Origin of the sequence: Amycolatopsis sp. lyj-23 (assembly GCF_046549135.1) — a bacterium.
Taxonomy (GTDB): Bacteria; Actinomycetota; Actinomycetes; order Mycobacteriales; family Pseudonocardiaceae; genus Amycolatopsis.
Window position 1 is genome coordinate 57,983 of record NZ_JAJPWN010000028.1, and the last position, 12,704, is coordinate 70,686.

A 12,704-nucleotide genomic window follows, 5' to 3' on the forward strand; every position below is an offset into this window, starting at 1 on the left:
TCGCGGCTCGTCATGCGCCGGCGGCGGTGACGATCGCGTCCGTGACGAAGCCCAGGACCAGCCCGAGAAACACGCCCCAAGTCGTGACGGTCTTGAGGCCCGCTTTGCGGGCGACGGCGAGCAGTTCGATGACCACGTAGAGGATCGACCCGGCGGCGAGACCGAGGAACGCGATCGAGAGGGTCTCGTTGACGAAGGCCTGCCCGACCAGCGTGCCCACGAACGTCGGCCCACCGCCGATCAGGCCGAGCAGGGCGAGGTAGCCCCAGGACGGGCGGGTCCCGGTCAGCGGCGCCACGATGCCGAACCCTTCGGTGGCGTTGTGCAGCCCGAACCCGACCACCAGCAGCACGGCAAGGCTGAGTTCGCCGGCGGCCGCCGAGTTGCCGATGGCGAGCCCTTCGGCGAAGTTGTGCAGGCCGATCCCGATCGCGATCGTCATGGCCAGGCGGGAAGCCGGATTGCGGGTCGTCGCCGCGGTCAGCTCGCCGACCGATGCGGCACCCGGCCCGTAGGCGCGCTGCGTGTCCGCCCGGCGGCGAGCGGTCGCCTGGTCGAAGTAGGCCAGGCCGAGCAGGCCCGCCCCTGCGGTTACGAGGAGAACAGCGCCGTTGCCGAGCACCCCGCCGAGCTCGTCCCTGCCCAGCCCGGCGTCGATCGGTTCCCAGGCGTGGGCGAGCACGTCCCAGAGCAGGAAGATCAGGATGCCCGTGGCCGTGCCGTTGAGGAACGTCTTCAGGCGCGGCATCTCGGCGCGCAGCCGGCCGAGGGGCAGTCCCAGATAGATCGTGAGCCCGGAAATGGCGCCGAGGACGGCGATCTGGGTGGGTGACATGAGCTTGGCTCCTGGAATCTCGCGGTGAACGCTGCGACCGTAACTCAGGGAAGGCTGGCCTCATAGAGGTGAGGCGTACCTAATTGCCTCGAGGTGGCGTGTTTCATGCGGCTGGAGCATTGCGTTTTGTCCACTTCGGACGGTCAGGCAAACGCATGGGTAAACCTCGGTTAGAGCACGGCAAAATCTCCCGGGCCTGTCAGGCCGCCTCGTCGAGGCGAGGGAGATAGAGGGTGAACGTCGTGGGGGCGCGGCGGGTGACGGTCAGGCGTCCCCCGCCGGCTTCGGCGATCGTGCGGGCCAGTGCCAGGCCGATACCGTGACCCCCGCCGCCCGATGCCCCGCGGACGAACACGTCGGCGGGGTCCAGCCGGATGGTGCCTTCGTCGGTGACGTCGACGGCGAGGACGCCGGAGGTGTCGCGGGCGGTCAAGGTCACCGTGCCCCGGCCGTGACGCGCGGCGTTGTCGGCGAGGACGTCGACGATCTGGGTGAGCAGGCTCGCCGGGAGGGTCCAGGCCCTTACCTGCGGTTCGATGTCCAAGACGAGCCGGCGTCCTTCGCGGGCGAGCGGGCCGTGCCAGCGTTGCTCGGCGCCGGTGAGGACCTCGGCGACGGTGCCGGGCGCCGCCGTGAACCACCGTTCGGGATGGTGACGCGAGAGGGTCAGCAGGTCCTCGACGGTCCGGGACAGGTCCCGGACGCCCCGCGCGGCGTCGTCGAGGATCCGGGGCAGGTCGGCCGGCGGCGCGGTGCGCGCCGCCTCCAGCTTGAGCAGCAGCCCGCTGAGCGGGGTCCGCAGCTGATGCGAAGCGTCGGCGCTGAAATGGCTTTGCCGGTCGAGCAGCTGGGTCAGCCGGTCGACCATGAGGTTGTGGGCCAGTGCCACCCGGGTGATCTCCGGGATGTCGCCGGGTTCGGCCCGCGCGCTGAGGTCGCCGCCGGCGATCCGCTCGGACGCACTCGACAGATCCTCCAGCGGCCCGGTGAGCAGACGGGCCTGACGGCGTGCGACGAGCACGGCGACCACGAGGGCGGCACCGGCGAGGGCGGCGAGCAACAACCAGGCGAAAACGGCCCGGGTCCACACCACGCTCATCGGCGCCGCGGCTCGCACCACGCCGTCGACGTGCTCGGCGGCGGACACCGGGACCGCGACCACGAGATCCGCTCCCGGCTGACCGTCCGCCGCCGCGCCGGCGTAAGCCTGCCGGACGACGTCGTCGGCGATCGCCGGTCCGTGGCCGCTCTTGAGGTGGCCGTCGAGGTCGTACACGCCGATGGTGTTGTCGGCCTCCGTGGCCGGCAGCTCCACCGGGTCGCCGGTGAGGAACTGCGGACCCACCCGGACGGCGACGGCCAGCGCGACCCGTTCCAGCTCGCCCTGTTCTTCGGTGACCAGTGAGGACCACACCAGGATCGCCAGCGGGACGGCGAACAGGACCAACGCGACCGAGACGGCGATCATGGCCACCCGGACCACCCGAGCTCTCATGGAGCCCATCATGGTCGTCATCCGGGCTTCAGGGGCGGAACCCGGCCGGCCGTGGCGGCCAAGGTCAGGTTTTGCCGTCCTCGTACCTTTCCGGGCGGTTGCCGTGACCGTGTGGTCCATAGCGTGGGTCACAGGTGATCGGTGGGCAGCCGGGAGGTGTCATGTGGGGCCGGAATGTGGTGCTGGGCGGGGGAATTCTGGCGGTGACGTGGGCGGTGTCCGCGTGTTCGGGGACACCGGCGCCCCCGTCACCGAGCGCGTCGGCTCCGACGTCGTTGACCTCTTCGGCGTCCACGCCGGAGTCCGGGCAGCCGGCCACGGAATCCAACCCACCGGGTGACATCCCGGACAACCAGGCCTTCGTCGCGTTCACCCCGCCGGGCGCGGCGTTCTCGGTGAAGATCCCGGAGGGCTGGGCCTCGTCCACCGCGGGCGCGACGACGACGTTCACCGACAAGCTGAACCAGGTCCAGGTCGGCACGGCCGCCGCCGCGGCCGCCCCGACCGCCGCCTCGGTCACGGCGACCGACATTCCGGCGTGGCGCGGCCAGGTGCCGCGATTTGCCCTGGGTCAGGTATCCACGGTGACCCGCCAGGCGGGTCCGGCCGTCCTGGTGACCTACCAGGGCGACTCGCCACCGAACCCGGTCACCGGCAAGGTTCTGCGGGATGCCTTCGAGCACTACGTCTTCTTCCACGCCGGTACCCGGGTCGATCTGACGCTGTCCGGGCCGGTGAACGCCGACAACGTCGACCCGTGGCGGACGGTCACCGATTCCCTGCGGTGGCAGGGATGACGGCGGAACCCGCCCCGGCGCTGGAGGCTCGCGACCTGTATCGGTTCTTCCGCACCGGCGACGACGAGACGCTTGCGCTGCGCGGCGTGTCGCTGACGGTCCACCGGGGCGAGACGGTGGCCGTGGTCGGCCCGTCCGGTTCGGGGAAGTCGACCCTCCTGGCCTGTCTGGCCGGTCTGGACGAACCGGCGGGTGGCACCGTCCGAGTCGGCGGCGAGCGTGTGACCCATCGTCGGGAGGTCGATCGCGCGCGCGTCCGCGCCGCTCGCATCGGCGTTCTGCTCCAGGCGCGGAACCTCGTCCCGCACCTCGACGTGCGCACGAACATCCGGCTCGCCCGCCGCGCCGCCGGCCGTGGCCGCGTCCGGGTCGACGAACTCCTCGAGCAGGTCGGCCTCGCCGGCCGAGGCCGGGCCGTGCCTGCGCAGCTTTCGGGCGGCGAGCTCGCGCGGGCCGGCTTGGCGGTGGCGCTGGTCAACGACCCGGACGTCATCCTGGCCGACGAACCGACCGGTGAGCTCGACGGGGCGACCGAGCACCAGGTCCTGTCCCTGCTGCGGGAACACACCGGCCGGGGCGCCGGGCTGCTCGTGGTGACCCACAGCGCCGAGGTGGTGCGGATCGCCGACCGCGTGGTGCTCCTGCGGGACGGGGCGGTGGCCGGATGACCGAGATCATGGTGGCCTGCGACGACGTGTCGCGCACCTACGGCACCGGCCCGTCGGCCGTCGTCGCGGTGCACGGCACCACCTGCACCGTGCCGGCCGGGGCCCGGATCGCCGTGGCGGGGCCGTCCGGGTCGGGCAAGTCCACCCTCTTGCACCTGATGGCGGCCCTGGAGCGGCCGACGCGGGGGAAGGTCACGTGGCCGGGGTTGCCGGTGACCGCCGGCACCCGCGCGCACCTGATCGGGGTGGTCTTCCAGAGCCCCAGCCTGGTGCCGACCCTGGACGTCGCGGAAAACGCCGCCCTCCCGCTCGTCATCGCGGGCGTCGACCGGTCCGAAGTCGCGCGACGGGTGGCCGAGGCCCTGGAACTGGTGGACGTGGCGGAGCTGGCCGCCAAACTCCCCGAGGAGATCTCCGGCGGCCAGGCCCAGCGGGTGGCCGTCGCCCGGGTGCTCGCCCGGCGTCCGCGCCTGGTCCTGGCCGACGAGCCCACCGGCCAGCTCGACCACGCGGCGGGTCGCCGTCTGCTCGACGCACTGCTCGCCGCGACCGCTCACCTCGAGGCGGCACTCGTCGTCACCACCCACGACAATGCGGTCACCGATCGGCTCGACACGCACTGGACGATGCAAGAGGGCCGGCTGCTCACCGCCGCGGTGCAGCCATGACAGTGCGCTGGCTCGCCGGGTTGCTGCGGCACCGGACCGGCCGGGTGTTCGCCACCGCCGCGGGCATCGCGCTCGGGGTGGCGCTGATCGCGGCATTGGGGGCGTTCCTCACCGCGTCGCAGGCGACGATGACCGCGCGGGCACTGCGCTCGGTCGCCGTCGACTGGCAGGTCGAGGTGCAGCCCGGCGGAGATCCCCAGACCGTGCTGCAGCAGCTGCGCACCACGCCCGGAGCGGGTGCGGTCGAACGCGTCCGCATCGCACGGACCCCGGGCTTCCGCGCCTCCGGCGATGGCACCACCCAGACCACGGGCCCCGGCGTCGTCCTCGGTGTCCCGGCGGATTACGCGACGGTGTTCCCGGACGAAATCCGGCACCTGGCAGGCGCACCCACCGGCGTGCTCGTCGCACAGCAGACCGCGTCGAACCTGCACGTGCGCCCCGGTGACCAGGTCGGCATCGGACGCGCCGGGGCAGGCCCCTTGACGGTCACCGTCGCCGGGGTCGTCGACCTGCCCCAGGCCGACTCCCTGTTCCAGAAGGTCGGGGCAGCCGCCCAGGCACAGCCCGCGGCGCCTCCGGACAACGTGCTGCTGGTGCCGGAAGCCACGTTCGCCGAGCTGAGTGGCCAGCCCGGGACGACCCAGTTCCACGTCCGGCTCACCACCCCGTGGCCGGCCGATCCGGCGGCGGCGTACCAGTCGGCGACTGGCGCCGCGCACAACTTGGAGGCCCGGGCCGCCGGCGCGGCGCTGGTCGGTGACAACGTCGCCGCGGCACTGGACGCCGCCCGCGGTGATGCCGCCTATGCGCAGATGCTCTTCCTGTTCCTCGGATTGCCCGGGTTCGTGCTGTCCGCACTGCTGACCGCGGCGCTGGTCAGCTCCGGGGCCGGACGCCGGCGTGCCGAACAGGCGCTGCTCCGCACTCGCGGCTACGCACCGGCAGCAGTGGTACGGCTCGCGGTCGCCGAAGCCGTTCTCGTCGGTGTCCTCGGCGGTGCCTCCGGACTCGGCCTCGCCGCCGCGGCCGGCCGCCTCGCGTTCGGACCCTCTCCGGCCGGTGCCGATATCGGGGCGACCGTGCTGTGGTTCGCCGTCGCGTTCGCCGCGGGCTTGCTGGTCACCACCCTCACCGTCCTCGTGCCCGCGGTCGTGGACCTGCGCGGCCGCAGCGTCGCCCAGGCCCGGCAGACCGTCGGAAAACCCGGAACCCCGTGGTGGCTCAAAGCCGGGGCCGACTTCCTGCTCATCGGCGGATCGCTGGTGGTCTTCTGGGCGTCGAGCGGCGACGACTACGCGTTGGTGCTGGCCCCGGAGGGCGTGCCATCGATTTCCGTGTCGTACTGGGCATTCCTCGGACCCGCGCTGTTATGGCTCGGTGCTGCCGTGCTGTTGTGGCGTCTGGTGATCCTGGCCTTGGCGCACGGGCGTGGCCCGCTCGAACGGCTGCTGCGGCCCCTCGCCGGCCAGCTCGCCTCCCCGGGCGCGGCTAGCCTGTCCCGCCAGCGCCGGATCCTGGCCCGGGCGATCGTCCTGCTCGCGCTGGCCTTGTCCTTCGCCGCGTCGACCGCGGTGTTCAACAGCACCTACCAGCAGCAGGCCGAGGCGGACGCCCAGCTGACCAACGGCGCGGACGTCACCGTCACCGAGTCCCCGGGCACGCAGGTCGGACCGGACACCGCCGGTCAGCTGCGGGCCGTACCCGGGGTCCGCGCCGTCGAGCCGATCCAGCACCGGTTCGCCTACGTCGGCGCCGATCTGCAGGACCTCTACGGCGTGCGGCCGGACACCATCACCCGGGCCACCGCCCTGCAGGACGCCTACTTCCAGGGCGGCACCGCGGCCGAGCTGATGGCCGTGCTCGCCCGGCAGCCCGACGCGATCCTGGTCAGCGCCGAAACAGTGAAGGACTTCCAGCTCGTCCCGGGCGATCTGGTCAACCTCCGGGTGCAGGACAGCCGCACGAAGCAGCTGCAGGTCGTACCGTTCCACTACGCGGGGATCGTCAAGGAGTTCCCGACCGCTCCCAAAGACAGCTTCTTCGTCGCCAACGCCGCCTACCTCGCCCGGTTGACCGGTTCCGACGCCATCGGAGCGTTCCTCGTCGACACCGGCGGGACCGGTCAGGCCGAGGTCGCCGCGGCACTGCGGACCCGGCTGGGGGCCGGCGCGGCCGTCACCGACCTCACGCAGACCCGCGCGCAGGTCGGTTCCAGCCTCACGTCGGTCAACCTGCACGGCCTGACCCGGCTCGAGCTGACCTTCGCCGTCCTGCTGGCCGCCGGTGCCGGCGGCATCGTCCTGGCCGTCGGGCTGGCCGAACGGCGACGCACCCTGGCCATCATGGCCGTGCTCGGCGCGAACCGGCGACAGCTGCGCGGGCTGGTACTCGGCGAAGGACTCCTGCTCGGCGCCTGCGGCCTGCTCGGCGGCGCCCTCATCGCCTGGGGCCTGGCCCGGATGCTCGTCACCGTGCTGACCGGTGTCTTCGATCCGCCTCCGTCCGCCATCGCCGTCCCTTGGAGCTACCTGGCGGCCACTGCCGCGGCCGTGATCGCCGCCCTCGCCGCCGCCGCGCTGCTCAGCGCCCGGGCGTCGACCCGCCCGGCGGTGGAGGAGCTGCGGGACCTGTGACCGGCCACGGTGTCCCGGGCCGGCCGCGGCCACACTGGCTACGATCCGGCACATGAGCACGCAGCGTGCCGGCGACGCCGTCGAGGTCCTGCTGATCGAGGACGACCCGGCGATCGGTGGTCACCTCCGCACCGGACTGCTCGCCAACGGCTACGAGGTGCACTGGTGCCGCACCGGGGAAGGCGGGCTCGCCCAGGCGCGGCAAAGCGCACCCGACGTAGTCCTGCTCGATCTCGGCCTCCCGGACACCGACGGCGTCGACGTCGCCCGCACGCTGCGCGGCGCGGATCCGGAGGTCCTGATCATCATCCTCACCGCTCGTTCCGACGAGATCGACATCATCGTCGGCCTCGACGCCGGCGCCGACGACTACCTGGTCAAACCCGCGACCGTCACGGTGCTGCTGGCCCGCCTGCGGGCCCACCTGCGCCGCCGCCCCGTCGCGTCCGCCGGCACCGGCTCGGTCCACCTCGGCGACCTCGTGCTCGACGTCGACGCGCGGCGATGTCTGCTGGGCGGGCACGAGATCTCCCTGCGTCTCAAGGAGTTCGACCTGCTCGCCGCATTGGCCCGGCGGCCGGGTGTCGCGGTCAGCCGCGAAGACCTGATGGCGGAAGTCTGGGACGAGCACTGGTTCGGGCCGACCAAGACCCTCGATGTCACCATGGCTGCTCTGCGCCGGCGGCTCGCCGAGGGGGCGGGCGCGACGGCGCCGGTGATCACGACGCTGCGCGGGCACGGCTACCGGCTCGAAGCGCCGCTCTGAATCCGGTTCAGCGGTCATACGCGTCGTGGTCGTCGGGGAGAAGTCCCCGGGCGTCCGTGGCGAAGTCCTGTGCGGATTCGAGGTTCTGGTGCAGGTCGGTGGCCGAGTCCAGCACCGTCTGGGCGGACCAGCCGGTGATGCCCAGGACCAGGGCGGCGCTGAGCAGCGCGGCGGGGAGACGGCGGGCGGGTGCGGTCAGCAGGGCGCTGACCCGGCGTGGCACGGGCCCGCCGGTCGCCGCGAGGGCGAAGCCGGGTTGGGCGCGTCCGGCGAGCGCGGCTTTGGCGACGGCCTTGGCCACCACCGTGCGGTCGCCGACGTCCTGCGCGGCGGCTTCGTCGGCCCAGCGTTCGAGCGCGAACCTCGCTGCCGAGCAAAGCGGGCGCAGGAGCGGATTGAGGGCAGCGGCGAGGGTGATCGTGATGAGGAAGCGGTGATGGCGCAGGCGGAGGTGGGCGCGTTCGTGTGCCAGCAGGGCGTCCCGTTCCGGCGGACCGAGGGCGTCGAGCATGCCGCTGGAGATGGCGATCCGGCCGCCGCGGCCCGGCGCGGAGAACGCGACCGGTTCCTGGCCGCGCAGGATGATGATTCCCGCGGCCGGGTCGTGTTCGTCGAGTTGCCGGGTCAGTGCGCGACTCCAGCGCGCGTACCGCACGGCCGTGCGCGTGAACGCCACGCCGAGGGCGCTCAGCAGGAGCCCGCAGCCGATCGCCAGGGGAACGTTGACCGGTTCCACGGTGTTCAGGGCCTGCGGTGACCAATGGCCGGCCTGAGCGATGGCCGGTACGAGCGTCAGACCGGCGAAGGCCTGCAACGCCAGGGCGGCGGTACCGGCGGCGGCGAGCACCAGGCATCCGGTGGTCAGCAGCCAGCTCGCGGCGCGCGGAGGTAGCCGGGGGGCGACGATGCGCGCCAGGGGCCAGGCCGCGAACGGCAGCAGCAAGGGTACCCAGAAGTCGGGGTCCATGCGGTCAGCCTTCGTTCTGCCGCAACAGCTCGCGGAGCAGGTGTTCGTCCGATTCGGACAGGTTCGAGACGAAGCGGGCGAGCACGCTGTCGCGGTCCGGTTCGTTGTCGAGCACCTTGGTCATCCGCCGCGCGGCCAGCCCTGGTTCGTCGTCGACGGCGCGGTACCGGAAGGACCGGCCCAGCTTCTCCCGATCGGCGACGCCCTTCTCGTGGAGCCGGGACAGGATGGTCACGACGGTCGTGTAGGCCAGGCCGGCGCCGAGCCGCTCCCGGACTTCGGCCGGCGACAGCGGGCCGTCGGCTTTCCACAGCACGGCCAGCACCTGCGCTTCAAGCTCGCCGGGTGCGCGCCGGGCAGTGTCGTCTCGCCGCATCCGCATACCACCAATCTACCTGCCTGTCGAAACCCGTTCGTCACCTCCCGGAGGCGGGCACCCCTCGCGAGCATCTACACTGAAGTAGAAATTCTACGACCTTGTCAATCGAGCAGGAGGGTGGGCGGTGGACGGCGGAGCCATCGACGGCGGCTGGTACCTGGATGTGCTCGGGTTCGCCCGTGCCACCCCGTGGCTGCACGGGTTCTTCCAGGTCTTCACCAACGCCGGCCTGGTGCTTCTCGCGCTCGTCGTCGCGTTCGTGTGGTGGCGCGCGCGCCGCCGGGACGCCGGCCGGATGGCGGCCGTGCTCTGGGTGCCGATCGCCGTCGGCTCGGCTTACGGCCTGAGCAACCTCGTCAAGATCCTCGTCGAGGAACCGCGCCCCTGCATTCGCTATCCGGCCGTGCCGACCGTGGTCACCTGCGACTTCGCGACGGACTACTCGTTCCCCAGCAATCACGTGACGATCGCCGTCTCCGCGGCCGTCGCCCTGCTCCTCGTCGGACGCCGGGCCGGGCTCGCCTCGCTCGCGGTGGCGGTGCTGATCGGATTTTCCCGCGTGTACCTCGGCGCGCACTACGTCCACGACGTTCTCGCCGGTGCTGTGCTCGGCGCCGGGGTGGCGTTGATCGGCCTGCTGCTGCGCGCGCCGCTGACCGCCCTCGTCATCCGCCTGCGGGCGGGGAGAGGCCGGCCGCTGGTCGGGGCGGCCGCGCTCGAGGGTAAACGGGTACTGGGGTGACGTTAACCAGCGGATAACTTCGCTCCTGGTAACCACGGGGTGTCGGCTTGCCATCGCTACTACGTTGGTGTAGAAGTACTGAGGTGACTAGCGGCTTCTGAACGCCGCCGGCCTGGGTTCTGGCGCACTCGCTCGGGCGAGAAGTGCATCGTCCATTGTGGATTGTCTCGGCCCAGAATCAGCGCCTGTCAACGAATTCTTGCTGCGCTCGATCGATGGATTCGCGCAAACGTCGCTGGCAGAACATCTTTTCGGTCCTGCTGTGATCGCATGGACGGACTTTGCTTGCGAGGCTGGGCGAATTCCTCTGAACCGCTTGTGCCGCGCAGCCGTGTTGCAGGTGAGGTGGTGACCAGAGAGGAGGGGCAGATGCCCCGCTTGCGTAGTTCCGGACGACACCGCAAACAGGCGACGATCGGACTCGCCGCCCTGTTGGGAGTTGCGGGAGTCACCGCAACGGTGCTCGCTTTCAGCAGTCCGGACAGCAACGCCGCCACGGCCCAGACGGCGACCTGTCAGGGTCTCGAGACGGCGTTGCAGAACAATCTGAACTTCATCAAGGGGCAGAAGTCGAACCCGGACGCACAGTCCGCCGCGAGGACCACCAACCGGCAGGCGGTGGCGGATCTGATCCAGCAGCGGCTCGCGGCCGCCGGCTGCGTGGCAAAGGGTGCTGCGGCGGGCAAGGCCGCCGAAGCGGTCGTGAACTGTGCGGACAACGGCGCAGCGGCCGCCGCCGACCAGACCGCGACGGCCGACCCGAACGCCGCGGGCCAGGGCATGGCCGATCAGAACGGCATGGCCAACCAGAACGGTGCGGCCGCCGACAACAACGCCGCTGCCAACGGTGCCGATTGTGCCGCGATCGCGGCGTGCCAGGCGAACGCCGCTGCCGCCGACCCGAATGCAGCGGCCAACGGGATGGCAGCCGATCAGAACGGCATGGCGAACGAGAACGGCATGGCCGATCAGAACGGCATGGCGAACCAGAACGGCATGGCGAACCAGAACGGCATGGCCGCTGATCAGAACGGTGCGGCCGCCGACAACAACGTGGTCAACGCCGCCGACTGCGCTGCCATCGCGGCGTGCCAGGCGAACGCCGCTGCCGCTGACCCGAATGCAGCGGCCAACGGGATGGCTGCCGATCAGAACGGCATGGCGAACAACAACGGCATGGCCGACCAGAACGGCGTGGCTGCCAAGGACAAGAAAGCCACCAAGGACGCCGACAAGAACAAGAAGGACGGCGCCAAGGACAAGAAGGACGCAGCGAAGGACAAGAAGGCCGCGGCCAAGGACAGCGCCGCGTCCGCCGACCCGAACGCCGCGGCCGGGGGAGCGGCTGCCGACGCCAGTTGTGCCAAGGCGGCCAATGACGGTCTGGCTCAGGCAGCGGGCACCGCGGACCAGTCCGGCGCCGCGGCCGCAGGTGACGTCGTCTGCAAGGGCGCGACCGTGACGCTGTCCGGAGAGGCGGGTGCGCCCGCCGCGGCCAGCAACCAGTTCCCGGTCGGCACCATGCTGAAGGTCACCAACCTGGACAACGCCAAGTCCATCACCGTGCCGGTGACCGCGACGTCCGGCAGCTGCGCGCTGTTGAACAACACGGCGTTCGCGAAGATCCACCAGCCCGGCAAGCAGGTCATCCGCAAGGCGAAGATCGAAAAGGTCGGCTGACGGCGCACCAGGCTCCGGCGACGTCGGGGATGCCGGTGGTACCGCCGCCGCGGATGACGGGTTCGGATGTCGGCCCGTCATCCGCGGCGGCGCGCGTTGAGGTGGGCCGGATGGTTCTGGTCAGCGTTCGATGGGGAGCCGGGAGCGGGTGAGCAGGCCGGCCCCGAGCATGGCGATGACGGGGACGACGACGAGTGCGGTGCCGATGTTGAGCCAGGGCACGATGATCGGGAGTGGTTGCTGGACCGGCCATACGTCCGCGGTGGCTTGGTTCAGGCTGGTCAGTACCGCGATCGCCGTGCCGACGCCGGCCAGGGTGCCGAGGACGGAGCCGAGCCCGGCGATCACACCGGCCTGGCTCAGCGACAACGCCCGGCGCATGCGGGGCGAGGCGCCGAGGGCGGCGAGAGTGGCCAGATCCGCACGTCCGTCGGCGGCGGCGAGGCCGGTGGCCAGTGCGGCGGCCGCGAGGGTGACGACCCCGGCGACGATGGCCAGGACCATCAAGGGCTGACCGTCCTGCTGCGTGCCGCGGTCGACGCGGACCTCGAACTCCTGCCCGAGGCGGGCTTGGAGCCGGTCTTGTTCGTCGGCCGTCGGCATCCGGCTCGTGGTTGCCGCGACCGTGAACGGGATGGTGCCAAGCCCGAGAGCAGTGGCGGTGGTGGCGGTCAGCAGCGCGATCGGTGCGTGAGGACGGTGGGGGAGGGTGAAGGCGGGGGCGGTGACCGTGTGGTCGACCGGCCCGTTCTGCGCGGCGACGGCCAGTGTCACGCGCCCGGCGTCGACGTTCCGGGCATCGCTGACCACGATGGCACCGGCACGCAGGGCAGCCGCGGCCTGGTTGCCGTCTTCGGCGGGTATATGACGTCGCCGCTCGTCCCGGCGAGGACGTGGCCTGATCCAGCGCGCTCGGGATGTCACGCCGCCGCCAGGCGGGGATGCCCGGCCGATGTCGCGGCTAACCGATTCTCGGCCGGCGCCGATCCGGGTCCTCGAAACGGATACCTGGCAAAGTCCGGCCCCTGACCAGGCCGCCACAGCCGGAGCGGCGGCACAGCGCCCTTCCAG

Annotated in this window: 12 protein-coding genes; 7 read left to right on the forward strand and 5 right to left on the reverse strand. The window is 71.6% G+C overall.

Annotation, left to right across the window (positions count from 1 at the left end; all coding sequences use genetic code 11):
* Nucleotides 1–10 precede the first annotated feature (10 nt).
* The gene (locus ACLJPY_RS46815; protein WP_410597466.1) at nt 11–835 is read right to left on the reverse strand and encodes a ZIP family metal transporter; all 825 of its coding nucleotides are present in this window, start codon (nt 833–835) and stop codon (nt 11–13) included.
* A 199-nt stretch (nt 836–1,034) separates the two neighbouring features.
* Nucleotides 1,035–2,330, reverse strand: coding sequence for an ATP-binding protein (locus ACLJPY_RS46820; protein WP_410597467.1), 1,296 nt, complete (start codon nt 2,328–2,330; stop codon nt 1,035–1,037).
* Between the two features lie 161 nt (nt 2,331–2,491).
* Between ACLJPY_RS46820 and ACLJPY_RS46825 the strand changes: the two genes are divergently transcribed.
* The 5 genes from ACLJPY_RS46825 to ACLJPY_RS46845 are packed head-to-tail and all read left to right on the forward strand — an operon-like array spanning nt 2,492 to nt 7,865.
* Entirely contained in the window at nt 2,492–3,127 is a 636-nt protein-coding gene (locus ACLJPY_RS46825) for a hypothetical protein (protein WP_410597468.1), read from the forward strand.
* Nucleotides 3,124–3,795, forward strand: a complete 672-nt coding sequence (locus ACLJPY_RS46830) for an ABC transporter ATP-binding protein (protein WP_410597469.1) — start codon at nt 3,124–3,126, stop codon at nt 3,793–3,795. Before ACLJPY_RS46825 ends, ACLJPY_RS46830 begins: the two co-directional genes overlap by 4 nt.
* On the forward strand, nt 3,792–4,463 hold the full coding sequence (locus ACLJPY_RS46835) for an ABC transporter ATP-binding protein (RefSeq protein ID WP_410597470.1): 672 nt from the start codon (nt 3,792–3,794) through the stop codon (nt 4,461–4,463). The genes ACLJPY_RS46830 and ACLJPY_RS46835 overlap by 4 nt, the downstream gene beginning before the upstream one ends.
* Nucleotides 4,460–7,099 carry an FtsX-like permease family protein gene (locus tag ACLJPY_RS46840; RefSeq protein ID WP_410597471.1) on the forward strand — a complete coding sequence of 880 codons (2,640 nt, stop codon included), beginning with the start codon at nt 4,460–4,462 and terminating at the stop codon, nt 7,097–7,099. The genes ACLJPY_RS46835 and ACLJPY_RS46840 overlap by 4 nt, the downstream gene beginning before the upstream one ends.
* Before the next feature lie 52 nt (nt 7,100–7,151).
* The gene (locus ACLJPY_RS46845; protein WP_410597472.1) at nt 7,152–7,865 is read left to right on the forward strand and encodes a response regulator transcription factor; all 714 of its coding nucleotides are present in this window, start codon (nt 7,152–7,154) and stop codon (nt 7,863–7,865) included.
* A gap of 7 nt (nt 7,866–7,872) precedes the next feature.
* On the opposite strand, the gene ACLJPY_RS46850 is transcribed toward ACLJPY_RS46845, so the two are convergent.
* Both ACLJPY_RS46850 and ACLJPY_RS46855 read right to left on the reverse strand, forming a co-directional pair.
* A complete protein-coding gene (locus ACLJPY_RS46850; RefSeq protein WP_410597473.1) occupies nt 7,873–8,832 on the reverse strand; it encodes a M56 family metallopeptidase in 960 nt (319 codons plus the stop codon).
* Between the two features lie 4 nt (nt 8,833–8,836).
* Entirely contained in the window at nt 8,837–9,214 is a 378-nt protein-coding gene (locus ACLJPY_RS46855; RefSeq protein WP_410597474.1) for a BlaI/MecI/CopY family transcriptional regulator, read from the reverse strand.
* Nucleotides 9,215–9,335: 121 nt separating this feature from the next.
* On the opposite strand from ACLJPY_RS46855, the gene ACLJPY_RS46860 reads away from it, so the two are divergent.
* Nucleotides 9,336–9,953: a phosphatase PAP2 family protein gene (locus tag ACLJPY_RS46860; protein WP_410597475.1), complete on the forward strand. Its 618-nt coding sequence runs from the start codon at nt 9,336–9,338 to the stop codon at nt 9,951–9,953.
* Between the two features lie 348 nt (nt 9,954–10,301).
* Nucleotides 10,302–11,633: a hypothetical protein gene (locus tag ACLJPY_RS46865; protein ID WP_410597476.1), complete on the forward strand. Its 1,332-nt coding sequence runs from the start codon at nt 10,302–10,304 to the stop codon at nt 11,631–11,633.
* 120 nt (nt 11,634–11,753) lie between these two features.
* On the opposite strand, the gene ACLJPY_RS46870 is transcribed toward ACLJPY_RS46865, so the two are convergent.
* Nucleotides 11,754–12,443: an FtsX-like permease family protein gene (locus ACLJPY_RS46870; RefSeq protein ID WP_410597477.1), complete on the reverse strand. Its 690-nt coding sequence runs from the start codon at nt 12,441–12,443 to the stop codon at nt 11,754–11,756.
* Between the last annotated feature and the right edge of the window lie 261 nt (nt 12,444–12,704).